The organism is Lentzea kristufekii (genome assembly GCF_033949925.1).
Taxonomy (GTDB): Bacteria; Actinomycetota; Actinomycetes; order Mycobacteriales; family Pseudonocardiaceae; genus Lentzea; species Lentzea kristufekii.
Window position 1 is genome coordinate 485,667 of sequence record NZ_JAXAVV010000001.1, and the last position, 25,020, is coordinate 510,686.

The 25,020-nt window shown below is 70.4% G+C and carries 23 protein-coding genes, 2 tRNA genes and 1 riboswitch; of the genes, 7 read left to right on the forward strand and 18 right to left on the reverse strand.

Annotated elements, in window-relative coordinates:
* Positions 1-32 precede the first annotated feature (32 nt).
* Positions 33-392 carry a VOC family protein gene (locus tag SK571_RS02395; RefSeq protein WP_319982344.1) on the forward strand — a complete coding sequence of 120 codons (360 nt, stop codon included), beginning with the start codon at positions 33-35 and terminating at the stop codon, positions 390-392.
* On the opposite strand, the gene SK571_RS02400 is transcribed toward SK571_RS02395, so the two are convergent.
* Positions 389-1,348 carry a GNAT family N-acetyltransferase gene (locus SK571_RS02400; protein ID WP_319982345.1) on the reverse strand — a complete coding sequence of 320 codons (960 nt, stop codon included), beginning with the start codon at positions 1,346-1,348 and terminating at the stop codon, positions 389-391. The two genes, SK571_RS02395 and SK571_RS02400, sit on opposite strands and share 4 nt — an antisense overlap.
* A gap of 86 nt (positions 1,349-1,434) precedes the next feature.
* Here SK571_RS02400 and SK571_RS02405 point away from each other — a divergent pair, with 86 nt between their 5' ends.
* Positions 1,435-2,190, forward strand: a complete 756-nt coding sequence (locus tag SK571_RS02405) for an SAM-dependent methyltransferase (RefSeq protein ID WP_319982346.1) — start codon at positions 1,435-1,437, stop codon at positions 2,188-2,190.
* Between the two features lie 25 nt (positions 2,191-2,215).
* Here SK571_RS02405 and SK571_RS02410 read toward each other — a convergent pair.
* The 3 genes from SK571_RS02410 to SK571_RS02420 all read right to left on the reverse strand — a co-directional run bounded on the left by SK571_RS02410 (position 2,216) and on the right by SK571_RS02420 (position 3,717).
* A tRNA-Lys gene (locus SK571_RS02410) sits at positions 2,216-2,286 on the reverse strand.
* A gap of 8 nt (positions 2,287-2,294) precedes the next feature.
* A tRNA-Gln gene (locus SK571_RS02415) sits at positions 2,295-2,366 on the reverse strand.
* 16 nt (positions 2,367-2,382) lie between these two features.
* Positions 2,383-3,717 carry a hypothetical protein gene (locus tag SK571_RS02420; RefSeq protein ID WP_319982347.1) on the reverse strand — a complete coding sequence of 445 codons (1,335 nt, stop codon included), beginning with the start codon at positions 3,715-3,717 and terminating at the stop codon, positions 2,383-2,385.
* A 61-nt stretch (positions 3,718-3,778) separates the two neighbouring features.
* On the opposite strand from SK571_RS02420, the gene yaaA reads away from it, so the two are divergent.
* The 4 genes from yaaA to SK571_RS02440 all read left to right on the forward strand — a co-directional run bounded on the left by yaaA (position 3,779) and on the right by SK571_RS02440 (position 8,823).
* Complete coding sequence (yaaA, locus tag SK571_RS02425; protein WP_319982348.1) at positions 3,779-4,507, forward strand: peroxide stress protein YaaA; 729 nt, start codon at positions 3,779-3,781, stop codon at positions 4,505-4,507.
* Between the two features lie 208 nt (positions 4,508-4,715).
* Entirely contained in the window at positions 4,716-5,684 is a 969-nt protein-coding gene (locus tag SK571_RS02430) for a serine protein kinase RIO (RefSeq protein ID WP_406601926.1), read from the forward strand.
* Positions 5,685-5,919: 235 nt separating this feature from the next.
* Positions 5,920-7,455: a DEAD/DEAH box helicase gene (locus SK571_RS02435; RefSeq protein ID WP_319982349.1), complete on the forward strand. Its 1,536-nt coding sequence runs from the start codon at positions 5,920-5,922 to the stop codon at positions 7,453-7,455.
* 198 nt (positions 7,456-7,653) lie between these two features.
* Positions 7,654-8,823, forward strand: a complete 1,170-nt coding sequence (locus SK571_RS02440) for an MFS transporter (RefSeq protein ID WP_319982350.1) — start codon at positions 7,654-7,656, stop codon at positions 8,821-8,823.
* Here SK571_RS02440 and SK571_RS02445 read toward each other — a convergent pair.
* From SK571_RS02445 to SK571_RS02505, 13 genes are all read right to left on the reverse strand, one after another.
* A complete protein-coding gene (locus SK571_RS02445; protein ID WP_319982351.1) occupies positions 8,798-9,706 on the reverse strand; it encodes an RICIN domain-containing protein in 909 nt (302 codons plus the stop codon). The two genes, SK571_RS02440 and SK571_RS02445, sit on opposite strands and share 26 nt — an antisense overlap.
* A gap of 80 nt (positions 9,707-9,786) precedes the next feature.
* Complete coding sequence (gene cobA / locus SK571_RS02450; protein WP_319982352.1) at positions 9,787-10,995, reverse strand: uroporphyrinogen-III C-methyltransferase; 1,209 nt, start codon at positions 10,993-10,995, stop codon at positions 9,787-9,789.
* 51 nt (positions 10,996-11,046) lie between these two features.
* Positions 11,047-11,760: a PIG-L deacetylase family protein gene (locus SK571_RS02455; protein ID WP_319982353.1), complete on the reverse strand. Its 714-nt coding sequence runs from the start codon at positions 11,758-11,760 to the stop codon at positions 11,047-11,049.
* Between the two features lie 51 nt (positions 11,761-11,811).
* Positions 11,812-12,588, reverse strand: a complete 777-nt coding sequence (locus SK571_RS02460; RefSeq protein ID WP_319982354.1) for a S1 family peptidase — start codon at positions 12,586-12,588, stop codon at positions 11,812-11,814.
* A 124-nt stretch (positions 12,589-12,712) separates the two neighbouring features.
* Entirely contained in the window at positions 12,713-14,089 is a 1,377-nt protein-coding gene (locus tag SK571_RS02465; protein WP_319982355.1) for a M36 family metallopeptidase, read from the reverse strand.
* 101 nt (positions 14,090-14,190) lie between these two features.
* Complete coding sequence (locus SK571_RS02470) at positions 14,191-15,447, reverse strand: cobalamin biosynthesis protein (protein ID WP_319982356.1); 1,257 nt, start codon at positions 15,445-15,447, stop codon at positions 14,191-14,193.
* On the reverse strand, positions 15,444-16,265 hold the full coding sequence (locus SK571_RS02475) for a hypothetical protein (protein ID WP_319982357.1): 822 nt from the start codon (positions 16,263-16,265) through the stop codon (positions 15,444-15,446). Before SK571_RS02475 ends, SK571_RS02470 begins: the two co-directional genes overlap by 4 nt.
* Complete coding sequence (locus SK571_RS02480) at positions 16,265-17,296, reverse strand: cobalt-precorrin-4/precorrin-4 C(11)-methyltransferase (RefSeq protein WP_319982358.1); 1,032 nt, start codon at positions 17,294-17,296, stop codon at positions 16,265-16,267. The genes SK571_RS02475 and SK571_RS02480 overlap by 1 nt, the downstream gene beginning before the upstream one ends.
* 30 nt (positions 17,297-17,326) lie before the next feature.
* Positions 17,327-18,703 (reverse strand): cobyrinate a,c-diamide synthase, encoded by a 1,377-nt coding sequence (locus SK571_RS02485; RefSeq protein WP_319982359.1) that lies wholly within the window; start codon positions 18,701-18,703, stop codon positions 17,327-17,329.
* The gene (gene cobO / locus SK571_RS02490) at positions 18,700-19,314 is read right to left on the reverse strand and encodes a cob(I)yrinic acid a,c-diamide adenosyltransferase (RefSeq protein WP_266042844.1); all 615 of its coding nucleotides are present in this window, start codon (positions 19,312-19,314) and stop codon (positions 18,700-18,702) included. Before cobO ends, SK571_RS02485 begins: the two co-directional genes overlap by 4 nt.
* Before the next feature lie 138 nt (positions 19,315-19,452).
* Positions 19,453-21,357: a putative cobaltochelatase gene (locus SK571_RS02495; protein WP_319982360.1), complete on the reverse strand. Its 1,905-nt coding sequence runs from the start codon at positions 21,355-21,357 to the stop codon at positions 19,453-19,455.
* A gap of 38 nt (positions 21,358-21,395) precedes the next feature.
* Positions 21,396-21,511, reverse strand: a riboswitch (cobalamin riboswitch).
* A gap of 50 nt (positions 21,512-21,561) precedes the next feature.
* On the reverse strand, positions 21,562-22,521 hold the full coding sequence (locus tag SK571_RS02500; protein WP_319982556.1) for a threonine aldolase family protein: 960 nt from the start codon (positions 22,519-22,521) through the stop codon (positions 21,562-21,564).
* Positions 22,522-22,531: 10 nt separating this feature from the next.
* Positions 22,532-23,038, reverse strand: a complete 507-nt coding sequence (locus tag SK571_RS02505) for a helix-turn-helix domain-containing protein (RefSeq protein WP_319982361.1) — start codon at positions 23,036-23,038, stop codon at positions 22,532-22,534.
* A gap of 82 nt (positions 23,039-23,120) precedes the next feature.
* Here SK571_RS02505 and SK571_RS02510 point away from each other — a divergent pair, with 82 nt between their 5' ends.
* On the forward strand, positions 23,121-23,954 hold the full coding sequence (locus tag SK571_RS02510; RefSeq protein WP_319982362.1) for a quinone oxidoreductase family protein: 834 nt from the start codon (positions 23,121-23,123) through the stop codon (positions 23,952-23,954).
* Here the strand turns inward: SK571_RS02510 and SK571_RS02515 are convergent.
* The gene (locus SK571_RS02515; RefSeq protein WP_319982363.1) at positions 23,938-24,999 is read right to left on the reverse strand and encodes a cytochrome P450 family protein; all 1,062 of its coding nucleotides are present in this window, start codon (positions 24,997-24,999) and stop codon (positions 23,938-23,940) included. The two genes, SK571_RS02510 and SK571_RS02515, sit on opposite strands and share 17 nt — an antisense overlap.
* Positions 25,000-25,020: the final 21 nt, after the last annotated feature.

Here is a 25,020-nt window from a genome sequence, read left to right on the forward strand (position 1 = left end):
AATTGTCAGACCCCCTGAGTAGCGTCCGTTCCATGCCGCTGACCATTGAAATGATCACCATCGACACGGGCGACGCCCGCAAGCTCGCGGAGTTCTGGACGGCCGCCCTGGGCACCACGATCCAGAACGACTGGGGTGAGTTCATCGTGCTCGCGCCGTCGACCGAGTCCGGTCCGGCGCTCGGCATCCAGCAGGTTCCGGACGCGACGCCGGGCAAGAACAGGATCCACTTCGACTCGCACGTGCCGGACCGCCTGGCGGAGGTCGCCCGCCTGGTCGATCTGGGCGCCACGGAGGTCGCGGTGCACAGCGTTCCCGGCCTCGTGTGGTCGGTGCTCGCCGACCCGGACGGCAACCAGTTCTGCGTCGGCCAGGCGGGCGAGGAGCTCTAAAGCTCTTCCGGCCGCCCGTAGTCGATCCAGGTCCGCGCCACCTCGAACCCGGCGCGCTCGTACACGCCGAGCGCACGGGTCGAGTTGGCCGAGTCCACGGAGAGTCCCGCGCGGTGGTAGCCCTTCGCCCTGGCCTGGGCCAGCGTCCAGCTCAGCAGGGCGGAGGCCACGCCACGCCCGCGGTGCTCCTCCAGGGTGCCGATGTCACCGATCCACAGCTCGCGCACGCCGGTCATCTCCTCGACGACCGGGTAGTGCCGCGCGAGCACGAAGCCGGCCACCGCGTTGTCCTTCGACAGCGCCAGGAAGGAGGATTCCGGAACGAACCGCACGCTGTCGGTGAACGACGCCGCCCATTCCTCGGGGCTGCGTTCGACCGAACCCCAGTGCTGCGCGAACGCCGCGTTGCAGACCAGGCGGACCTCTTCGTCACGGGCCGCGGAGAACGGCACGATCTCGTAGCCGGACGGGATCGGGACCTGGGCGAGTGACTCGCCCAGTGCCACCTCCAGCTCGTAGAAGTGGCGGTCCGCGCGGAACCCGAGCTTCTCGACCAGTGCGACGTGCCCCTCGGACCGGCTCTCGACCATGGTGCACACCGCGAGCGGCAGAGCCGGGTGCCGTGCGACGTGCAGGTCGCGCGCGAGTGCGGCGAGGCGGGGCAGGAGCTGCAGCCCGATGCCCGCACGCCGGTGCTCGGGGTGCACCATCCCGTCGAGCCGGACGCGGTGCGTGCCCACGGGGTTGTCGCGCAAGGCGACCAGCCCGTAAGCCGCGAGCCGTCCGTCCGCGAGCACGGCGAGCGATCCACCGGGCAGGTCGGTGTCGCCGAACGACTGGGCGAAGTCCTCTTCGGACAACAGTTCGCCGGTGTCGTCGGCCGCCTCGGCCGCGTTGTAGAGCGCGGCCACCGCCGGGATGTCCGCCGTCGTGAGCGGGCGCCACACGAGTTCCACGTCGATCGACGCTACGGAAGGGAGATGGCCCGAACAACCGAATAACGGGTTGCCCGGGACGTGCCACCAGCACCATCCTGCGAGCGATGACATCTCCAGAGATCACACCGCTGTACGAGGACGTGACGTTCCACGGACCCCTGTCCGAGGAACGAGCAGCCCGCCTCATCCGTTCGCTCATGCCGCTGGACGGCGCCCACGTGCTCGACCTCGGCTGCGGCTGGGCGGAGTTCCTCCTGCGCACCCTGGAGGCCGCCCCCACGGCCAGCGGCACCGGCGTGGACCGCAACGCGACGGACATCGCGCGTGCCCAGGCCAACGCCGACGCCCGAGGCCTGAGCGGTCGCGTCAGCCTCCAGGTGGCCGACGTCGCCGAATGGCGCCCGGCCAGGCCGGCCGACGTGGTCATCGTCAACGGCGCGACCCAGGTCTGGGGCGGAGACCCGTTGCAGCACACGGTGAACGCACTCACCGAGGCCAGGAAACTGCTCGCTCCGCGCGGCCGGTTCCTGCTCGGCGAGGGCTTCTGGGAACGCGAACCCACCGAGGCCCAGCTGGCCGCCATGCCGGTCCCGCGGGACCAGTACCTCTCGCTGGCCGACCTCGTGGACCTGGCGCACGACCACGGCTATCGCATGCTCGCCGCGGAACAGGCGAGCCTCGACGAGTGGGACGTGTTCGAGAACGGTCACGGCCTCGCCTGGGAACGCTGGTTGCTCGACAACCCGGACTCCGAGCACGCCGCGGAGATCAGGGCGAAGGCGGACACCCAGCGTGGCTGGCGGCTGCGGGGGTGGCGCGGCACGCTCGGCCTGGCCTACCTGATTCTCCAGGCGCCCTAGGCCGGCGCGCGCCGCACCCCGTCGGGGAACACGGCCGGGCTCGAACCGGCGTCCCTCCGGAGAAGAGCCGGAGCTCTACCACTGAGCTACGTGTTCCAAGTGCGTCCGGCGGGCCGGGCTCGAACCGGCGTCCACCCGGTCCAGAGCCGGGCGCTCCACCACTGAGCTACCACCGAACGCGCTACATCCTGCTCAGCCGGGAAGGTCCTGTCCACCGAATACTTCGGCGCGCAGTGGCTTGCCGCTGAACGCGTGTGCACGTCGCAAAGCCATGGCCCACAACGGATCCGACACGGCCACCCCGTGCACGAGCTCCGGCGTCGGCCGGAAGCGCGCGATCAGGGGGTGCTGACGCGGCGCGGTCCATCCGGCGCGTTCCGGGTCGACGCCGCCGGAGCGGCACGCGGCCTCGACGTCCTGGCGCGTGCACGTCGCAGTGCCGTCGAGCACCTCCCACGGCAACGGCAGGCTCGCCCACACCGCGGTGTCCGGGTGCAGACCGCCGCCGCTCGCCTGGTGCCACCAGGCGAGGTCAGCGGCCATCACACGCATCGCCTTGCCCGGCCAGGTGTCGTCGAGCAACGACGTGAGGCCCGCCGCGTGCAGGCAGGCGATCCACGCCGTCCTGGCGGCGTTGTAGGCACCGGCGAAGGCGTTCCAGGTGGACGAGTCGACGCCGGTGTGCACGATCATGGTCGCGCGGTCCACGTCGGACGTGCGCCACAGGCCGCCCAGCACGGAGGCGATCGACCTCGTCGCCGCGGACCACCTGCCGAGCAGCTCGCCGAGCTGCTCGGCGGACAGGTGCCGCAGGACCTCCCACGCCGGGTGCGCGAGCGCGATCATCGCCCAGTCGGTGCCGGACGCGGACCGGCAGCGTGCGAAGAGCACGTCGGCGACCTGGTCGTACGGGTTCTCGCGACCCGCCAGGCTGAACTCGCGGCGCAGCTTGCGGCGTGCCGTGAAATACGCGACGAAGCAGGCCGCGGCGGGGTCCGCGCGGAAGCGGTCGCGGTCGATCACGCTCACGAAACCCGCCGCCGCGAGCAGCGTCGCGCCGCGCAGTTCCTGGGCGCGGCCGAGCCGCCCGGCCTTCGCGGACAGCCTGCGCAGCACGCGGAAGCGGCGGTTGTACTGCCGCTTCGACAGCTCGATGCCGGCCGCGGCGCGGGCGTCGCGGTTCAGCCTGTCCGCCAGGAAGTCCGTGTGCGACGGGTCGAACCCGATGCCCGCACCGGCCAGTGCCGCGAACTCCAGCACCGAGAGCGGGTCGTCGGCGTCGACCACGTCGTCCACCTCGAACATGCGGCGGGTGGCGGCGACCTGCCGCGCGGCTCCGACCGGGCGGGCGTAGTCGTCGCTCATCCCGGAGAAGCCGTGCCAGCGCGATCCGTGCGCCGCGACCTCGTTGATCACCTTGCGTTCGCGCCTCGTGAGCGAGGGGAGCGCTTCCAGCACGAGGGCGGCGACGTCCTCCGGGCGCATCCGGGCGTCGAGCGAGCGGTACAGGCGGTCGAGTACGTCCACGCCTTCCAGATCACCACGCCGTGTCCAGCTGTTTTCCGGCTTTGCCCTACGCTTTTCAACCGTGCTGGTGCTGCTTCCCCCGTCGGAGACCAAGGCGATCGGCGGCGAGGGCGCGCCGCTCGACCTCGACGCGCTGTCGTTCCCCGAGCTCAACCCGGTGCGCGACAAGCTGGTGTCCGCGCTGGCCGATCTCGCGAAGGACGTCCCGGCGAGCCTCAAGGCCCTCGACATCTCCGAGCGCCAGGTCGACGAGGTGCACCGCAACGCGTCGCTGCGCACGTCGGAGACCGCACCCGCGCTGCTGCGCTACACCGGCGTTCTCTACGACAACCTGGACTTCCCGTCGCTCAAGAAGGCCGAGAAGGAACGCGCCTACGAGCGGCTCGCGGTCGCTTCGGCGCTGTTCGGGGTGCTCCGCGGCGGTGACCCGGTGCCCGCGTACCGGTTGTCCGGCGGCAGCACGCTCCCGTCCCACGGCAGCCTGCGCACGGTGTGGAAGCCCGCGCTGGAGCCGGTGCTCGCGGAGGCCGACGAGTTCGTCGTCGACCTGCGTTCCGGCGCGTATTCGAGCCTCGCTCGGATCCCGCACGCCGTCGTCGTCCGGGTGGTCACGAGCGAGGGCAAGGTCGTCAGCCACTTCAACAAGGCCCACAAGGGTCTGCTCGCGCGGGCCATCGCGAAGTCCAGTGCGGAGCCCGCGGACCTGAAAGGCCTGGTCAAGCTCGCGCGGAAGGCCGGGCTCACGATGGTGCCGACCGGCACGAAGACCGCGGACCTGATCACCGGTTAATTCGGTTGCGCGCACGAAAAGCGCGCGGCAAGCTTCTCCCCGAAGCGTGACAACGGAGCTGGATCGAGGAGGTGCGACATGTCAGAGCCTGTCTTTGGGCGTGGCACCGCACTCGCGACCCGTCCAGCCGCCCCTCGCGCCTGATCAGCACCGTTTGATCGCAGAGCGCCAGTGGGGCGGTCACCTTCATCTTTTGGGAGACCCCACCGTGCGCGAGCACGATCTTTTCGAACGTTACGAATCTGCTTTCGACGGCGCCGACGACACCATGCGGCGCAAGGGAAAGCGCACCAACCGCAGCGCTGACGACGCGGAACCCACGCGTCGCGGCCGCATGACCGAAGAAGAGAAGCTGCGCGTCGCACGAGTGCGCGAGGACCAGCTCAGCTCGGCGGACACTCCCGAGGACGGCGACCGCTGGTCCACGTGGGGCGACGCCGATCAGGGTCCGAAACCGCACCCGGACTGGCTCATCACCGAACTGGCCGCGGTCGACCGCGAACTCGGCATCGTGAAGACCGGCAAGGAGGCGGACGTCTTCCTGCTGGAACGCGCGATGGGCGACAGGTCGTGCCTGCTCGCCGCCAAGCGCTACCGCAGCAACGACCACCGGATGTTCCACCGCGACGCGGGGTACCTCGAGGGTCGTCGCATGAAGAAGTCCCGTGAGAACCGGGCGATCGCGAACCGCACCGCGTTCGGGCGCAACCTGATCGCGGAACAGTGGACGGTCGCGGAGTTCGCCGCGCTCTCGAAGCTGTGGCAGATCGGCGCTCCGGTGCCGTACCCGGTGCAGCGCAGCGGCACCGAGCTGCTGCTGGAGTTCATCGGGGACGCCGAGGGCAACGCGGCACCGCGGCTCGCGCAGACCCGTCCCGACGAGGACGAGCTGCTCGACCTGTGGCGTCAGCTGGTCGCGACGCTGATGACGCTCGCCGAGGCGGGCATCACGCACGGCGACCTCTCGGCGTACAACCTGATGGTGCACGACGGCAGGCTGGTCGTGATCGACCTGCCGCAGGTGGTCGACCTCGTCGCGAACCCGCGCGGCGTGGAGTTCCTCGACCGGGACGTCCGCAACATCTGCGGCTGGTTCGCCTCGCGCGGCCTGCCGTCGGAGATCGGCGACCCGTCCGCGCTGGTGGCGACGCTGCTGGACGTGGCGGGCATGGGTTGACCCGGCGTCGCGCGCCCGGCCGTGTCCAACGACACTGCCGGGCGCGCGAGGCTTCGCCATTGATCAGCTAGACTGTGCTGTACACCGATGAAGGCTTGACGGCCGTTGACCGGTGTTTCCACCCACTCATCAGCGGCGTGACCATCACGCCGGGCCCGTCCTTGTGATCGGCACCGCGGTAGCTCGCGGGGCAGCCTCGAGACGTGCCATGTCCCGGAGGTTTGTTTTGCCATCAATGTCCGAAGGCCGTTCCGAGCGTGGGCAAAGCCGCAGGTCACCGCGGCGCCGCTCGGGTCGCCAGGGCAATTCCTCGCGTCCGCAGCAGCGGGTCGAGGAACCGATCGTCGCCGAGCCGTTCGAGAGCACGTTGCCGGAAGGCCCGCTGCCCTCGTTCGCTGAACTCGGCCTTGCCGACGCGCTGATCCGCTCGCTCGTCGCCAACGAAATCACCGAGCCGTTCCCGATCCAGGCGGCCACCCTTCCCGACGCCATGGCCGGCCGCGACATCCTCGGCCGTGGCCAGACCGGCTCCGGCAAGACGCTGGCGTTCGGTCTCGCGATGCTGACCCGCCTCGCAAAGGGCCGCTCCGTGCCTCACAAGCCGCGTGGCCTGATCCTCGTCCCGACCCGCGAGCTCGCGATGCAGGTGGAGACGGCGCTCATGCCGCACGCCCGCTCGCTGGGCCTGTGGTGCCGCGTCGTCGTCGGCGGCACGTCGTTCCCGCGCCAGATCGAGCACCTGCGCCGCGGCGTCGACCTGCTGATCGCCACGCCGGGCCGCCTGTCCGACCACGTCCGCCAGGGCACGTGCGACCTCGGCTCCGTCGAGATCACCGCGCTGGACGAGGCCGACCAGATGGCCGACATGGGCTTCATGCCCCAGGTCCGCGCGATCCTCGACCTGACCCCGCAGGACGGGCAGCGCCTGCTGTTCTCCGCGACGCTCGACGGCGACGTGGACAAGCTGGTCCGCCAGTACCTGCACTCCCCGGTGACGCATTCGGTGGCCCCGGCCACCGCGAGCGTCACGACCATGGAGCACCACCTGCTGCTCGTGTCCGCAGAGGACAAGCAGAACGTGGTGAACGAAGTGGCCGCGCGCGAGGGCCGCACGATCATGTTCGTGCGCACCAAGCACCACGTGGACCGCCTGGCCAAGAAGCTGCGTTCCATGGGCGTCAACGCCGGAGCGCTGCACGGCGGCAAGGCGCAGAGCGCGCGCACCCGCGTGCTCGGCGAGTTCCGCGAGGGCACCATGCCGGTCCTGATCGCCACCGACGTCGCCGCTCGCGGCATCCACGTCGACGACGTCTCGCTGGTCGTCCACGTCGACCCGCCTGCCGACCCGAAGGACTACCTGCACCGCGCCGGCCGCACGGCCCGCGCAGGTCAGTCCGGCACGGTCGTCACGCTGGTCACGCACGACCAGCGCCGCGCAGTCCAGGGCATGGCCGCGCGAGCGGGCATCCGTCCGGAGAGCACGAAGGTGCGCCCCGGCGACGAAGACCTGGCCCGCATCACCGGCGCCCGCATGCCGTCCGGCGAGCCGATCATCGAACGCGAGAAGCCGGCCCGCCGCAGCGGTGGCTCCGGCCGTCGCTTCGGTGCCCCGGCCGCCGCCGGTGCCGCCCGCGGTGGCTCCGGTCGTCGCACCGAGGGTGGCGAGTTCCGCGGTGGACCGCGCCGTTCGGAGCGGTCCGAGGGTGGTCGCGCGTTCGGGCGGACCGAGCGCGGCGCGGGTCGTCCGCGCCGGGCAGCGCCGCAGCACTGAGCTTGATCTGATCGACGGTGGAGGCCGCTTCCCCTTGTGGGAGGCGGCCTTTGCCGTGTTTGAGGCCGAGTTGTCCGCGGACAGGTGAGCGGTGCCTCTTTGTTCGATGGTTGAGATCGCCCTCCGCGCCGGTTCAGCCCCTTGGGTGGGCGGGGCCTGCGCGGCGGTTGGTTCTGCTTGCGGCACGTAAGGTGCCCCATGGGGCGGAACTGGTACCTGCTGTGGAGCGGCAGCGCCATCTCGGCGTTGGGGGACGGCATCTTCCTGGCGGCGCTGCCGTTGCTCGCCGCGACCATCACCCAGGATCCGAAGCTGATCGCCGGTGTGAGCTTCTTCGGCGCACTCCCCTGGCTGTTGGCCGCACTTCCAGCCGGAGCGGCAGCGGACCGGTACGACGGCCGGCGCCTTCTCCTGGCGGCGTTGTGGGTTCAGTGCTTGCTCATGGGCCTGCTCGCTGCGTTCCACAGCGCGCACATCGCGTTTCTGTACGGCATGGCCTTTTTGATCGGCACGGCCGAGAACGTGCCACGGGCCGTTGGGCAGCCACTCATCAAGGCCACTGTGGAGAACCATCTGCTGGAGCGTGCGAACGGCAGGTTGTTCGCGTCGCAGGCTGTGGCGCTGCAGTTCGTGGGGCCGCCGTTGGGTGGGCTGCTGTTCGCGATCGCTGTGCCTGCGCCGTTCTGGGTCAACGCGCTGACGTTCGCCGTCGCGGCGTTGTTGGTCAGCAGGATGCGTACGGAACGGAAGGTGCCGACGGCCAGGCCCAGGGTCAGGGAGGGCTTGCGATGGTTGGTGCAGCACAAGGCGTTGAGGACCATCACGGTCGTGTCGGCGACTACGAACCTGTGCATTGCGATGACCATGGCGACGTTGGTGTTGTTCGCTCAGCAACGGCTCGGGGTGACCGGCGCCGGGTTCGGCGTCTTTCTGGCCACGCTTGCGTGTGGGGGTGTCGCGGGCGGGCTGCTCGCCGAACGTTTGCTCGCGAGGTTTCGCAACGCGGTCACGGCCACGGTGGTGCTGATTCCGTTGATGTGGCTGGGAATTGCCGCGGTCGCCCACAACCTCGTGACGGTCGCGGCGTTCGCGGTGGTGAGTTCGTTCTGCACGGCCGTGTGGGGTGTGGCCACGTCGAGTTTCAGGCAGCGTGTGGTGCCAACGGAACTGCTGGGCCGCGTCAGCAGCGCGCAGACGCTGATCACGTGGGGTGTTCAGCCGGTCGGCGCGCTGCTGGGCGGGCTGACTGCGGACTACTTCGGGTTGCTGGCGCCCTGGTACGTCGCGGTGACGCTCCGCACCGCGGTCGGACTCCTCAGCCTGAAGTCACTGCGCACGCACTTCACACTGCCGGCGCTGCTGCCTTGAACGTCCACTGGGCGGCGGAGCCGGAACAGGACGCCGCGGTCACCTTGCCGGACGCGTCCCGGTAGCACTTGGTGTTGTGCTGCATGTCCGAGATCGTCTTGTTCGGGTTGATCGACCACTGCTGGGCCGGTCCGCCGTCGCACTTCTTCAGCAGCACCTTGCCCGAGGACAGCGTGGTGCACTGCTGGGGCGAACCCTGCTCCATGAACGCGCCGTGGAACTTGAACTGCTGCTTCGTGGAACCGTTGCAGGTCGCCGTGGTCAGCTGGGCACCCGCCGAGCCGCCCTGGAGGCACTTGCCGGTCGAGACGTTCTTGTACTCGCCGTTGGTGGTCTTGGGCTTCGCGCCGCCGTAGCACTCGCCGGTCGAGGTGTTGAAGATCGGCGTCGGGTCCACCTGCAGGTTCGACGGCGGGTTGATGACGGTCTCCTCCAGCACCGGCTTGCCGTCGTCGTGGTAGTTCGTCAGCGCGTCCTCGCAGTCGATCACGTTCATGGCGTTGCCGCCCCTGCCGCCGACCCACGCGTCGAAGTGCCACAGCTTCGGGCCGCCGTTGGGGCCGTTGCCGTTCCAGTCCTGCTCGCAGGAGGAACAGGAGTCCTCCATGATGAAGTACTTCTTGACGCGCGGGAAGTAGATCTTCGTTCCCGGCTTGGCCTCTTTGCTGGACGTCGCGAACGTGATCGGGTCCGACCACGTGCCCTTGCCGCCGGCCGTGTCGTGGATCTGCGGGTAGGCGATGTCACCGCCGGGTGGCGTGTTGTCGTACCAGCCGTAGAAGGTCCAGAAGACCTGCTGGGGCGCGGCGTTCGCTGTTGCCGGAACGACGGAACCGGACATCGCGAGCACAATGCCCGCCGCCGAAGTCAGGACGCGTTTCATGCAGGCCTCCGCAAACCGGTGGACTCAGGCGGCGTGAATGCAGAGTCCACCGGTGACGCGGCTTTTGTAAAGAAACTTATCTAACTATTTGCGGGAGCAATGTCCGCGACCGGGCCCACCACGATGATCGCCGGAGGACGAACTTCCCAGGTCTTCACGTCCGCGCCCAAAGTGTCCAAAGTAGACCTGTAAACGCGCTGGGACGCCGTGCTGCCTTCCTGGATCACGGCGACGGGCGTCGAGCCGGGACGGCCCTCCATCAACGCCGTAGCGAACGCACCGGCCCGTTCGACCGCCATCATCAGCACGACGGTGCCACGAAGGCGTGCGATCGCTGACCAGTCGACGAGGGAGCGCGGGTCGTCCGGCGCAACGTGACCGGAGACGACGACGACCTCGTGCGCCACGCCTCGGTGCGTCACCGGCACACCGGCCAATGCGGGCACACCGAACGCCGACGTCACGCCTGGCACCACGGTCACCGGGATCCCGGCCTCCGCGCACGCCAGCAGCTCCTCGAAACCACGCCCGAAGACGTACGGGTCGCCACCCTTGAGCCGGACGACGAACTTGCCCTCCTTGGCGCGGTCGATCAGCGTCTGGTTGATGAACTCCTGCGTCGCCGCACGGCCGTAGGGGATCTTCGCCGCGTCCACGACCTCGACGTGCGCGGGCAGTTCCTCCAGCAGCTCGCGCGGCGCCAGCCGATCCGCGACCACCACGTCCGCGTGAGCCAGCAAGCGCTTGCCCTGCACGGTGATCAGCTCGGGGTCGCCGGGACCGCCACCGACCAGGGCCACACCGACGGGTGGCGCGGACTGGTCCGCGATGCGACCGTCGCGCAACGCCGCCACGAGGCCGTCCCGCACCGAGGCCGACCTGCGGTGCTCGCCACCCGCCAGCACACCGATCAACATACCGTCGTGCATGCCCGTGGCCGGGGTGACGGCCGTGCCCTCGACGGCGATGTCCGCGCGCACGCAGAACACACGCTGCGAGAGCGCTTCTTCACCGATCTGCGTGTTCACCTCGATGTCGGACGTGCACGCCACCACGTACCACGCGCCCTCGACGTCACCGGTCTCGTAGTGCCTCTGGTGCCACGTCAGCTCTCCCGCGTCGACCATGCCCTGCACGGCGGGGGTGACGGACGGCGACACGAGCTCGACGACGGCGCCGGACGCGATCAGGCGAGGTAGACGGCGCTGCGCGACCGTGCCTCCGCCGACCACGAGGACGCGCCGGCCCCGGAGGTCGAGGCCGGCCAGGTAGTGCTGTTCAAAGGGCATGCGTAGAAGCATCCACACGGGACACGCCGTGTCCAGCCGAAGGGAACATGGTCACACGGACAGCAGCTCGAAAGAAGTGGCCAGCACCCCTCCGAAGCGCTCGCCCACCGCTTCTGCCATCGAACGGAGGAACGGCTCCGGGTCCGCCATGTCGCCGCTCAACGCCTCCAGGTACGCCTTGTGCGCGCGCAGAGAGGCCACCGAGGCGTCGAACGAGTCGGTGATGTCCACGGCGTGCGTCGCCAACGGCGAGGACGCCGCCGCCACGTACTTCACGCCTTCCCACTTCTCCAGCCCGAGCTCCGGGAAGATCCACCGGTTGCCCGCGTCCCGCACCGCATCGACGGCAGCGCGTCCGACGGCGATGTGGTCCGCCATGTTCAGGCCGCCGCCGGGCCAGGTCTCGCGGTAGTTGCCGGTGATCACGAACTCCGGCCGGTGACGGCGGATGGCGGCCGCGATGTCGCGCCGCAGCGGAAGGCCGTACTCGATGGTGCCGTCCGGGTGGTCCAGGAACTCGACCTCGGTCACGCCGACGGCCGCACAGGACGCGATCTGCTCCTCGACCCGCAACGGCGCGCAGACAGCCGGTTCCATTGTGTCGATGCCGTTCTCACCACGGCACGCGAGCAGGTACCTGATGTTCTTGCCTTGCGCGGTCCAACGCGCGATGGCGCCCGCACCGCCGTACTCCATGTCATCAGGGTGGGCGACGACGACCAGCGCGCTCGACCAGTCTTCCGGCACAGCTTCCAGATCAGCCATGCGTGCAGGGTGCGCGCCGGAGCACGCACCCTGCAACAGACAGGCGACGGATCAGAGCTGAGCGGTGATCACGGAGTAGTACGACGCGATGCGGCCGTACACGCCGGGGTAGCCGGCGCTGGCACAGCCGCGGCCCCAGGAGGTGTCACCGATGAGCTTGCCGCCGAACACCAGCGGGCCACCGGAGTCGCCCTGGCAGGTGTCGGTGCCACCCTGCGGGTAGCCCGCGCACACCATCGAGGTGTTGCTGTACTGCGAGTACGCGGTCTTGCAGGTCGCGTCCGAGGTCAGCGGCACGTTGGCCTTGAGCAGGTAGCGCGAGGCGGAACCACCGGAGGAGGTGGTGCCCCAGCCGAGGATCAGCGCCGAGTTGCCGGCCGCGTAGAGCGCCGTGTCCTGCGGCGTGGCCAGCGGCAGCGTGGCCGAGTTGAGGCTGCGGTCCAGCGTCAGCACGGCGACGTCGTAGCCGGCGGTCGCGGTGGTGTAGCTGGGGTGCACCCAGATCCTGGTCACGCTCGCGACGGTGCCCGCGGTGCTCTGCTTGTCGTCACGGCCGTGCACGACGCGCGTGCTGGCAGCAGTACGGCCCTTCACGCAGTGTGCGGCGGTGACGACCTTGTTGGCCTTCACCAGCGTGCCACCGCAGAACTGCGAACCGGAGGTCGAGGCCAGGTAGACCACCCACGGATAGGTCGAGGTGCTCGCTCGCGTACCGCCGACGATCATCGGCGACACGTCCTCCGCGTTGGCCGCGGGAGCGCTGAAGAAGATGCTCGCGAGAGCGGACACCACGACGGACACGATCAGGCGATGCAGGGTTTTCGCCATGTTGCCAGTCCTTCCCGATGACACTGTGTGTGCAGGGTGTACAGCGACAGCACACACAGCGTCACGGGCGGAGATTCAGCAGCACAACCGCCACTTGTCTGTTCCGGGCGGTTTGACTTTTGACTTAGTTCTTTTCGATTCCGCGGGCGTCGAAAACAGATCGGACGAATGCTGCGTCCGTGTCACCGTAAAGTTTCCTGGCGGTCTCCACGGTCGCGGTGGCGGCCTGTGCGAAGTTCGTCGAGGGCGAGTAGGAGAACTGAGCCTCCAGCACGATCTTCGCGGACTTGTCCCGGCCGAACTTCTGGTAGATGTCCCACAGAGCCCGGGACCAGATCTGACCGTCGAAGTGCACCTGGCCCTTGCGATCGGCGTACTTCAGGTCGGTGTCGGTGCGACGCAGGCAGTGTGGCGTCTCGGTCGTGTAGGCCGTGGCGTCCCAGTCCATGATGCACGCCAACGGCACCGTGGCGGTGTCCTTGGCATCCGCGGAGGACATGATCAACGCCCACCAGTCGCCGAAGCCCTCGCCGATCGAGCCGCCCTCGACGGTGGAGCCGAAACCGGGAACCTGGGCGTCCTGGATGGCATGGCCGAGCTCGTGCCACACCACCTCGACGTCCTCGGCGTCGTCCACGCCGCCCGTGCCGAACGTGATCTGGTCCTTGTTCGGGTCGTAGAACGAGTTGTCCTCTTTCAGGCCGAGCGTGGTGATCTTCTGCGACTCGTTGTTGACGTTCTTGAAGCCGAGGCTCTGGATGTACTTCTGCGACTCCGTCACGCCCCAGTAGGCGTTGACCTGCTCGAAGAGGTCGTTGGCACGCGTGTACTCGAACTTGTTGCTCTTGCTGTACGCGAGCTTGCTCTTCGAGCCGGTCAGCTGGGCGTAGTTGCCCTTGAGGTAGCCGGAACCGTCCAAGTCGGACAACGTCACCGACCGGTACGCGGCGGCGGGCACGGCCGAGTCGGCGTCGTCGCCGTCCACCAGGTTCTGGTTCTGCTGCGACGACACGGGGTTCGGGCTGAACACCTTGCCGGTGCCGTCCGCGTGCTTGACCAGGCTCTCGGTCCTGACGACGGCACCGGACTCCGCGTGCACCAGCGTGCGCTCGGATCCCTTGCCGTTGTCGGAGATCACCTCGTAGACGAGCCCGGTGCCGGGCAGCACCTTCAGGCTCGCGCCTTCGGGAGCACCGGCGGACTTCGCCTTGGCGTCCTCGGCGGACACCGCGGGCGTGACGTCGACCGAGCCGACGGTCAGCCGGCCGTCGTCCACGGTCTTCACGCCGGTCGACTTGTCCACGTGCTCGACGTAGTACGCGCCCAGCACCGGTTTGCCGTCGTAGGTCTGTTCGTACCAGGTGTGCGTGGCGGTCAGCGAGTCGCGCACGGCCAGCAGCCGCAGGCCCTCCTCGGGCGCGGCGGCCTGGGCGCTGATCGTCAGCAGGGACAGGGCGACGCCGGCGGTGCAGGCGACAGCGACGAGACGACGGGCTCTCATGCCGGTCTCCAGTGCTTCCGGGCCCGAGCAGGGTGGGCCGTGTGCATGGCGACGCTAATCGGCAAAACTTCGATGGAAACCCTACGAAAGAAGGAAGAACATCAGCGTTCCCAGACTCCGGGAACAACAATCACGTCGGCTTCGACCGGAATGTCCAGCGTTGGTCCGGTTCCGAAAGCGACGAACGCGACCGCCGCACCACGAGCGGCCAAGTCGAACGCGCCCTCGTGACCGACTTCGGTGCCGGAGCGCAGAAGCGGGCGCACGGAGTCGATCGCCTCGGGCGACCCGATCACGAACGCCGCGCGCCGGATCTCCGCCTCCGCACGGGGCGTGCGCTGCTCGGCAGGACCCGGCCCGAGTCCGACCAACGCGAGCCGGCCACGCGGCAGCACCCGTGCCGCGGCCACTGTCACGTTGTCGCGCTTGAACTTCTCCGCCGCCAGCTCGATCGGGCCACCGTGCCCGACGCTCCGCGCGCCACGCAACGCGGCCGCCTCCGCGACGCTCGCGGTGCCCATCGAGTTGCGCACCACCGAACTCGGGTTCGGCACCCCGATCTCGGCGAGCTCGCCGGTCGGGAACGTCAGCAGCTCGGCCGTGTCACCGTGCCAGAAACCCCAGTCCTCCACGGCGTCCACGATGCCGGGTTCGTCCGCCTTGACGTCCGCTGTCGCGAACGCCTTGATGGCACGAAGGTCCAGGCCACCCTGAACGTCCAGCTCGGACAGTGCGGCACCCACACTCGTGGCCGACGCACCGCGCGTCGACCCCACTCCGACGACGAGCGTGCGCGGCACGATCCGCAACACGTTCTCCTTCGCCGCGGCGGCCCGGTCGTCCACGACGATCACCCACGTCGCGTCCTCACCACCCGCCACGACGTTGGGCGGCAACGCGGGCAGCGGGAAGTTCAGCGGGTTGCGCAGCACGACCTTCTCGCCCGCGTCGATGGCGGCGGTGCAGGCCTCGACGTCGCCGACCGCGGTGGCGTCGAGCTGCTCGACCAGCTCGTCCAGCATCGAGTCGACCAGCGGACCGCTCGTCACCACGGCGGTGCGGTTCAGCACGTCGGCGACGTGGCGGGTGAACACGTCCGCGTCACCGGCCAGCGCGACGACGAAGTGCTCGTCCACGCACACCACGGCGGGATCGGATCGCCTGTCCCGCAACAGGGGCGCGACCAGCCGCACGGCGGACCCCGCGTCCAGGAACAGCACGACGGCGCCCAGGCGGGGCCAGAGGCTGCGGACGGCGGGCTTGACCGGGCCGTCGGGGACGACGGCGTCGGCACCGAGCAGCCCGGCGAGGTCAGCGGCGTCACCGCGCTGCGCCGGGCCGGCGAACACTCCGATCACTTCTTGCTTCCCCACAACACGGTCACCGGGACCGCCGGAGCGAATCCCGAGTCCAGCAGGCGCGAGGCCGTCCAGTGCACGCCCTCCACCTCGTAACCGGCGGCCTGCAACGCGTCCCGCGCGGGCACGATCTCGTCGACGCTCTCCGTCACGACCACGACTCGGCGGGCCGACACCGCCGCCGAGGCCTTGACCGCGCTCAGCTCTCCCCGGCCGACGAACACCGAATCCGGGCGCGGCAACGAAGGCGCGTCCAGCTCGGCCTCCTCGACCCGGACGTCGACGCCGTGCGCGGAGGCGTTCGCGATGATCCGCACGCACTGGACGGGGTCCGGCTCGACCGCGATCACCGCGGCACCCAGCCGGGCGCACTCCACGCCGACCGCGCCGGAACCCGCGAGCACGTCCCACACCAGCACGCCGGGGCGCGGGGCGAGGCGGGCCAGCACGAACGCGCGCACCTCGGCGCCGAGCACGTGGGCGCGGCTCGCGAAGGCGTCGTCCGGGAGTGCCCAGCCGTCGTTCGAACGGAGGAACTCGTTGTCCGCCAGGCACAACACGGCGTCCGGGGCGGTCCAGCGGCGCGTCACCGCGTCGCGCGGGTCGACGGCGATCAGCTCGCCGGCGTCCTGCACCGTCAGCGTGCGGCGCCAGCCCGCGAGACCCGCGCCGATCTCGGCGGGGCCGATGCCCTCGGCGAGCCTGACGATCACGGCGGAGTGGGCGCGGCACACGTTCAGCGCGGGGCGCAGGCCGTCCTCGACGTCGACGATCTCGACGGGACGGCCCGCTGCCTCCCGCAGCTTCTCCAGCGACATCAGTTAGCAGACCGCTTGGGCTTGCGGACCGGCTTCTTCCTCGGCGTGGACGTCGAGGCGTTGACCGTCGGCGGCTTCGGCATCTCCGCCGCGACGACCGTCAGCTTGGGCTTCGGCGCGGGCTCCTCGGCGGGCTTGCGCACGGACTGCTGTATTTCCTCCACCGCCGTCCACGCCGGGTTCGGCTCGGCCGCGGGGGCGGTGGGAACGGCGGGAGCGGGAGCGGGGATCGGCTCGTCCGTGCGCGTCGCGATGCGCGAGGCGGCACGGCGCGACCAGCGGGTCGGGCGGGCGGCGCGTAGCGGCTCGTCCACCGAGGTCGTGGCCGAGACACGACGCGTGGACGCCTTCACCGCGGCACCGACGAGGAACAACGTCGGGCGGTAGAGCTTGTGCTGCTTCACCACCGACTCCAGCTCGCCGATCGTGGTGTGCACGACCAGCTCGTCGGCCTGGCTCACCTTGTACGCGACGACGACCGGCGTGGCCTCGGAGTACCCGCCCTGCAGCAGCTTCTCCACGAACTGGCCGGTGCGCGCGCCCGAGACCGTGGCGGCCATCGTGGTCTGCAGCGCGGCGAACTCGCTCACGAGCTCGCTGCTCTCCGGCGAGATCAGCACCGTGGAGGACGCCTCGGTCTGCGTGAGCTCGCGGCCGATCTTGGCGGCCGCGGCGGCGACGACGGACACGCCCGGCACGACCTCGACCTCGAGGCCGAGACGCACGCACAGGTCGTGCTGCTCCTGAACGCCACCACCGGTCGCGGCGTCACCGGGGTGCAGGCGCACGACGACCTGGCGCGCGGCGGCGGCGCGGCGGTACACGTCGGTGATCTCCTCGGGCGTGACGCGCGAGAAGTCGACCAGCTCGGCGCCGGCGCGGGCGTGCTCGCGGACGCACTCGGCGTCCACCGCGCTGGGGGCCCAGACGACCACGTCGGCTTCCGCGATGCGGCGCGCGCCTCGGAGAGTGATGAGGTCGGCGGCACCGGGACCGGCGCCGACGAAGGAGACCCGACCGGTCGTCGTCACGACAGCTCCACAGGGGGTTTGGGGAGAGACTTAGGCGATGACCGTACCGTCTGCCACTCCGGCCACGAACGGGTGGCAGGCCCGCACGAAACGGGCTACGGCCTCCGGATCACCGGCCGGGTGCGTGTGGAGGTACGACGCGTGCACGCCACCCGCCACGAAGCCCTCGGCGACCGGCCGCGAGTCGACGCCGCGCCAGTGCCACGCGGGCGGGACCGAGTGCGGTGTGGACAGCTGGGTCCGGTGGAACTCGTGGCCGGTCACGCGGCTGCCCGCCGGATGCAGCGGCGAACCCGTGGACGCCACCGCGTCGCGATACCCCAGCGTCAGCTTCGGGGTCATGAACCCCTCGGCGTCGAGCACGCCGCACATCGGGTGCCCGTCGAGTGATCTCGCGAGGTAGAGCAACCCTCCGCACTCGGCGTGGACCGGCGCACCCGATCGAGCGAACCGCGCCACCGCGTCCCGCAACTTCACGTTGGCCGACAGCGCTTCCGCGTGCTGCTCGGGGAATCCGCCGGGGAGGACGAGTCCCGCCGTGCCTTCCGGAAGGTCCTCGTCGTGCAGCGGGTCGAGCACGGCCACGGCCGCGCCCGCAGCCTTGAGCACCTCCACGTGCTCGGCGTAGCCGAAGGTGAAGGCCGCTCCCCCGGCGACCGCGATCACCGGCTCGCCCGCGACGCGCTCGACCTGGGGTTCCCACGCGGAGACCGCCATCGTGGGCACCGACGACGCCAGCCTGCGCACCGCGTCGAGATCGACGTGCTTGGCCACCGCGGCGGCGATCGCGTCCACCGCCGCCACTGCCTCCGGGCCGTGCTCGGCCGCCGTCACGAGCCCGAGATGCCGTGAGGGCAAGGAGAACTGCGGATCGCGCGGCAGCACGCCGAGCACGTCGAGGCCGACCTCGTCGCACGCGGACCGGAGCACCTGCTCGTGCCGTTCCGACCCGACCTGGTTGAGGATCACGCCGCCGAGCCGGACCGTCGGGTCGTAGCCGCGGAACCCGTGCAGCAGCGCGGCGAGCGACCGGCTCTGCCCGCGGGCGTCCACGACGAACAGCACCGGTGCGTTGATCAGCTTGGCGACGTGCGCGGTGGAGCCGATGCCCGCGGTGTCGATGCGGCCGTCGAACAGCCCCATCACGCCCTCGACCACGGCGATGTCGCAGCCCTTGGAGCCGTGCGCGAACAGACCGGGGATCCGGTGCTCGCCGACCATGACCGGGTCGAGGTTGCGGCCCGGTCTGCCGGTCGCCAGCGAGTGGTAGCCGGGGTCGATGTAGTCGGGCCCCACCTTGAACGGCGCGACCCTCGACCCGGCCGTGCGCAACGCGGCCATCAGGCCCGTCGCGACGGTGGTCTTGCCGCTGCCCGAGGCCGGGGCCGCGACGACCAGCCTGTTCACCACTCGATCCCCCGCTGGCCCTTCTGCCCGGCGTCCATCGGGTGCTTGACCTTGGTCATCTCCACCACGAGGTCGGCGGCGTCGACCAGCTTCTGCGGCGCGTACCGGCCGGTGATGACGACGTGCTGGTGGCCCGGCCGGTTCGTCAGCGTCTCCACCACCTCGTCGACGTCGATCCAGCCCCAGTGCAGCGGGTAGGTGAACTCGTCGAGCACGTAGAAGCCGTGGCGTTCGGCGTTGATCCTGCGCTGGATCTCGTGCCAGCCTTCGAGCGCGGCCGTGGCGTGGTCGTCCTCGGTGCCCTGCTTGCGGGTCCAGGACCAGCCCTCGCCCATCTTGTGCCACTCGACGGCGCCGCCCTCGCCGGTCTCGTCGTGCAGCCGGCCGAGCGCCTTGAACGCGGACTCCTCGCCCACCTTCCACTTGGCGGACTTCACGAACTGGAACACGCCGATGTCCCAGCCCTGGTTCCAGCCGCGCAACGCCATGCCGAAGGCCGACGTCGACTTCCCCTTCATCTCACCGGTGTGCAGCATCAGCAACGGCCTGTTCCGGCGCTGGCGCGTGGTCAGGCCGTCCTTCGGCACCTCGGTGGGTTGTCCTTGAGGCACTGGGTTCTCCTTGCTCGTTGGTCGCTGCTCCGCAGACTCCGGTGAGTTCGCCGGGAAGCTGGTAGTCCGTCCGCCGCTTCGCCGTGATTGGGCTTCGCCGAATCCCGACGAAGGGGCGGCCGGACGACCAGCGCGAACTCACGCGGCCCGGACGACGCCGGCGAGGTGGTCGGCGCTGAGCTGGTCGAGCTTGACGCAGGTGCCCTGCAGCGCTTCGGCGATCTTCTGGGCGAGGCCGAGGCGGACGTGGCCCTGTTCGCAGTCCACGACGACCACGGCGGTCTTCTCGAGTAGTCCGGCGGCCTTCAACGCGTCCTTCGTCGGGTCGCCGCCCAGGCCGGACGACGTGGCGCGGCCGTCCGTCAGCAGCACCACGAGCGGGCGCTTGCGCGGGTCGCGCATCCGTTCGATCTCCAGGACGCGGTGGGCCTTCAGCAGGCCGTCGGCGAGCGGCGTCCGGCCACCGGTGCGCATCTTCTTCAGGCGCGTGGCCGCCGCGTCGACGGACGTCGTCGGGGGCAGCGCGAGCTCGGCCTGGCTGCCGCGGAACGTCACCACGCCGACCTTGTCCCGGCGCTGGTAGGCGTCGCGCAGCAACGAGATCACCGCGCCGCTGACGGCCGACATCCGCTTCTGCGCGGCCATCGAGCCCGAGGCGTCGACGACGAAGAGGACGAGGTTCGACTCCTTGCCCTCCCGTACCGCCTTGCGCAGGTCGGACGCGGTGAGCAGCAGCCCGGGACCACTGCGGCCCCGCGCCGCCTGGTGCGGTGCCGCGTTCGTGAGCGTGTCGACCAGGTGCAGGCCGCTGCCGTCCACTTTGGACGAACGGACGATCCGGCCGGTGCTGGCGCGGGCCCGGGAACGCTTGCCGGGCGCGCCTTCGCCGACTCCGGGGACCTCCAGCAGCCGCGCCTTGAACGCGGGCGCGGGCTCCGGTGCCGGACGGTCCTGAGGCGCGTTCCCGTTGCCCTTGGGACCTTCCTGCGGCTCGGGCAGCTCACCGCCGCCGGGGCCGTCGTCGTCCGGGCCCTCCGGTGGCTCCTCCGCGTGCTCGGCTGCCTGCCGCATCGCGTCTTCGAGCTGCTGCTCCTCGATGCCGGGCTCGTCGAACGGGTCGCGGCGGCGCCGGTGCGGCAACGCGAGCCGGACCGCGGTCTCGACGTCCGTCTCCTCGACCTCGGTCACGCCCCGCCACGCCGCGTGGGCGGTGGCGGCACGGGCCACGACGAGGTCCGCGCGCATCCCGTCGACCTCGAAAGCGGCGCAGACAGCGGCGATCCGGCGCAGCTCGCTGTCCGGAAGGGACACCCGCTTCAGGTTGTCGCGGGCGTCGGTGATCTGCTGCTTGAGCTCGGCGTCCTGCCCGGCCCACTTCGCCGCGAACGCGACGGGGTCTGCCTCGTAGGCGAGCCGCCGCCGGATCACCTCGGTGCGCACGGAGACGTCCCGCGCGGCCTTCACCGCCACGGTCAGCCCGAACCGGTCGAGCAGCTGCGGCCGCAGCTCGCCCTCCTCGGGGTTCATGGTGCCGACCAGCAGGAACTGGGACGGGTGCGAGACCGAGACGCCCTCGCGCTCGACGTGCGCGCGGCCCATCGCGGCGGCGTCCAGCAGCAGGTCGACCAGGTGGTCGTGCAGCAGGTTGACCTCGTCGACGTAGAGGACGCCCCGGTGCGCCGCGGCCAGCAGGCCGGGCTGGAACGCCCGCACGCCCTCGGTCAGCGCCTTCTCCAGGTCGAGCGACCCGACGAGCCGGTCCTCGGTGGCGCCGACGGGCAGTTCCACGAGCCGGGCCGGCCGCCGTTCGACGCCCTCGTGCGGCGCGTCGGGGCAGTCGGTGGTGCCGGGCGCGCAGCCGAAGCGGCAACCCCGGGAGACGTCGAGGTCGGGCAGCAGCGCGGCGAGGGCACGCACGATGGTCGACTTCGCGGTCCCCTTCTCGCCTCGGACGAGAACGCCGCCGATGCCGGGGTGCACGGCGTTCAGCAGCAGGGCCAGGCGGAGGTCGTCATGTCCGACGACAGCCGAAAAGGGGAACATGCTCGGCGAAGTCCTTCCTCGGGTGTCCACGCCCGCGGTCGGTGATCAAGAGGGGAACGAGTTCCTGACTCCCGGTTCTCTCACTACCGGTCACAGTCGCGGGACGGCGCCGGATTCGCACCGGCTTCCTCGCACTCCCCTCACAGCCCCGGCATCGTCGCATTTCGCACCCCCAGGTCCAACAGCCAGGTGAGCGACGTCGCCCTAGATCAGGCTCTGGAACTCCTCCCAGGCCTGTCGCACCTCGTCCGCCGTCCACTCCAGCGCGGGCTCGGCGACTGTGATCTCGGTCTTCGCGAGCGTCCCGTCCCGCCAGAAGCCGCCGAGGAACGTGCCGCTCACCTCGGTCAGCCGCTGCGGATCGCCGGGCAGGTGCAGCGCGAACTGGTGGGTGTGCGGCTCGGGCAGACCCATGGCCGCGGCCACGACCTTGGCGTGCTCGACGTACGTGCCGAGCCTCGGCAGCACGGTGTCCAGGCCGTGCAACGCGGACAACGCCGCCGGCCACTGCTGGAACAGCATGCCGCCGTACCGGTGCCGCCACACCCGTGCCTGGTCGACGAAGTCCTGGGTGCCGGCGAGCGCCGCGCCGGAGATGCCTTCGAGGGACTTGTAGAACGACACGTAGACCGAGTCGAACAGGCCCGCGATCTCCGGCAGCGGCTTGCCCAGGCCGAAGGTGCTCTCCCACAGCCGCGCGCCGTCGAGGTGCACGACCGCGTCCCGCTCACGAGCGGCGTCGACCAGCGAGGTCAGCTCGTCCCAGGCCGGCAGGACGAACCCGGCCTCGCGGTCCGGCACTTCCAGCAGCAGCGTCCCGTACGGCTCCGGGCAGGTCGCGACCCGTGAGTTCGGCACCTTGATCGGGCGCAGGCCGGACAGCACGGTGAGCGCGTCGTCCTCGTGGTTGAGCGGGTGGGCCTGCGGATGCATCGCCACGATCGGGTTGTGCGTGCGGTCCGCCCAGCACCTGAGGGCGATCTGCTGCGCCATGGTCCCGGTCGGCACGAACAGCGCGGCCTCGGTGCCCAGGAGCTGCGCGACCCGCGTCTCCAGTGCACCCACCGGGCCCCCGTCGCCGTAGCGGTCGGGGTCGACGTCCGGCACCGGGCCGAGCCTCTCCAGGAGCGTCTTCTTGCGGATTCCGGAGAGCTGACGGTTCATCACCCGGGCATCAAACCTCAGCCGCGAGCGTGTCGGCGAGTGAAATGACACCTGCCCGGATCTCACCGGCTGTCATGCCCTGGGCCAGCAGGAACTCGATGTGCTCACCGCGCAGCACGGCCAGCACGGTGTGCGCCTTGAAGGTCGAGCCGACCAGCTTCGCGAGCCGCTCGACGGTGATCCGGAAGTTGCCCTCGCAGCTGCGCACCGTCGTCCGCTCCACGGCGATGACCAGCGGCAAGGACGCCAGCACGTGGTCGAACAGGGTGCCGGCGAACTCTCCGGCGGAGCGGCACTCCAGCGACGCGACCTGGATCCACGAGGCGGCCGTCTCGTCGACCACCGCCCGGACCAGCCCCGCCTTGTCGCCGAACCGCCGGAACACCGTGCCCTTGCCCACCCCCGCCGCCGTGGCCACGTCCTCCACCGACACGGCCTCGATGCCGCGCTCGCTGATCAGCCGGGTGGCCGCGGCCAGGATCGCGGCTCGGTTGCGGGCGGCGTCGGCACGTTCCACGAACTCTCCCTTGACACAAGCGGACTGACGGTCCGTATATTAACAAGCGGACCGACGGTCCGCTTATCCGGGGAGGAAGACGATGAAGGCAGTGCGGTTCCACGAGTTCGGCGGGCCCGAGGTGCTGAGGGTCGAGGAGGTGCCGGACCCGGTCGGAGACACGCTCGTCGACGTCACCGCGATCGGCCTCAACTACGGCGAGACGGTCATCCGCAGGGGCAAGGGCAGGGAGCTGTTCCCGTGGTACCCGGGACCGAGCCTGCCGTCCGTGCTGGGGTCGGAGGTCGTCGGCACCACCGAGGACGGCCGCCGGGTCATGGGCGTCCCGCGCGACGGCGCGTACGCCACGAAGGCCGTCATCGAGAACCCGGTCGACGTGCCCGACGGCGTGAGCGACCACGAGGCGCTCGCCCTCCTGCTGCAAGGAACCACCGCGGTCGCGGCGGCCGGGGCAGCGCGGATCCAGCCCGGCGACCGGGTGCTGGTCGAGGCGGCGTCCGGGGGTGTCGGCAGCCTGCTGGTCCAGCTCGCGGAACGGGCGGGGGCGACCGTCCTCGCCGCGTCCAGCAAGGGCGGCATCGGCTACGACTGGCACGGCCTCGAGCCGGTCGACGTCGTGTTCGAGTCGATCGGCGGCGCTGTCGGGAAACGCGCGTTCGAGCTGCTCAGGGACGGTGCCGGGCGGATGGTCGTGTTCGGGTACGCCAGTGGCGAGCCGCTGGACGTCACCGCGAGCGACATCTTCCGCAAGGGCGTCGCGGTCATGGGCCTTCCTCAGGGCACCACGCCCGAAGAGGCGCTCGGTTCGGGCCTCAAGCCCGTGCTCGGCGACGTCTACCGGTTCGACGAGATCGCCGAGGCGCACCGCGCACTCGAAGCCCGCACCACGACGGGCAAGCTCATCGCGCGACCGTGACCGACTTCGGCGCGCGGAACGACAGCAGGTTGAGCCACTCCGGCTCCGGACCCACCAGGTGCAACGACGGCTCGCGCTCGGCGACGGTCCGCAACGTCACGGCGGCCTCCAGCCGGGCCAGCCCCGCCCCGAGGCAGAAGTGGCGGCCGTAGCCGAACGCGAGGTGCCGAGGGTCGGTTTCCTTACCGCTCAACAACAACACGAGCTCCGCACCGGCTGGCACGCGCACACCGGACAGCACGACCTCACGCGCGGTCAGCCGCCGCCACGTCACCACGGGCGTGTCGGTGCGCAGCACGTCCTCGACGAACGACTCGGCCACGCCGGGTTCGGGCAGTCGCGCCCACAGCGAGCGGTCCTGCAACGCGCGGCGCAACGCCGTGGACAGCAACTGGGTCGTCGTCTCCTGGCCCGCGATCAGCAGGAAGTAGCAGAGGCCGGCGGAGTCCTCGGCGGACACCCCGGCATCGGCCAGCGCGCAGAACAGCTCGCCGTCGCGCGCGTGGTACCGCTTGATCAGCCACTGGTGGAAGTCGCCGACGTCGTCGACCAGTTCCATCTGCCGTTCGCGGGTGATGTCGCCCCAGAAGAACTCCAGCGAGCCGGTGCTCCAGCGCTTCAGCGTCGGGATGTCGACGTTCGGCAGCCCCAGCAGATCCATCAGCACGATCGCGGGCAGGTCCCACGCGAGCGACCGCACGAGATCCGTGCCACCCAGGCGTTCCGAAACCAGGGACCGGATGCGAGGCTCCGCAGCGGCGACACGAGCCGGCGTGAAGAACGAGGCCACGAGCCGCCGCAGGCCGGCGTGCGACGAGGACCCGTTGTTCGCGAGCGTCGGCGGCAACGAGAAGCGGGCCCTCACCAGGGCGCGCAGGGCGGCCGGAGCCACCGGGGTGACGGCGGTCAGCGCGTTGTCGGGCAGGAAGGTGACCGGATCGGCCAGCACGGCGCGCACGTCGTCGTAGGCCGACACCACCCAGCGTCCGCCGATGAACTGCACCGGCGAGGTGAGTTCGGCGCGCGTGAAGGTGAACAGGTCCACGAGCGGCACGCTAGCGGGCGG